The following is a 512-nucleotide window of genomic DNA, read 5'->3' as shown; positions in this document are numbered from 1 at the left end:
CACCTACTCCTGAAACGATACGCGTAGTACAAATACTTCCTGGGCCAATACCCACTTTAACAGCATCAGCACCTGCTTCTCAAAGTGCTTTTGCAGCAGCTGCGGTAGCGATATTGCCCGCGATTAAATCCAAATTTGGATATTTTTCTTTAACGCTTTTTACTGTATCAATGATACCCTTAGAATGCCCGTGCGCTGAATCAAGAACTACCGCATCCCCTCCAGCCTCTACCAAAGCATCCACTCGATCCATTTGTCCTACTCCAATCGCAGCCGCTACGCGCAATCTTCCAAAACTATCTTTATTTGCATCTGGATATTCTTTGCGTTTTTTAAGATCTTTTATAGTGATAAGTCCTTCTAAGCGTCCTTGCTCATCAACTATAGGAAGTTTTTCTACTTTGTTGATGCTGTAAATTTTTTCTGTATAATCTATAATATAACTCTTTGGAGCTGTAATTATATGTATTTTAGTCATAACATTATCAACCAAATTTGACAATACTCTCTTA

General features: G+C 38.9%; 1 pseudogene. It reads right to left on the bottom strand.

The window, feature by feature from the left end:
• Window positions 1-512 (bottom strand): annotated as a pseudogene (locus KJR01_RS09695) (IMP dehydrogenase); the annotation flags it as partial.

The sequence above is a fragment of the Campylobacter sp. 2018MI10 genome, from assembly GCF_018501175.1.
In the GTDB taxonomy this organism is placed as follows: domain Bacteria; phylum Campylobacterota; class Campylobacteria; order Campylobacterales; family Campylobacteraceae; genus Campylobacter_E.
The sequence above is the reverse complement of the archived record's forward strand: the minus strand, read 5'-3'. Positions and strand labels throughout refer to the sequence as shown.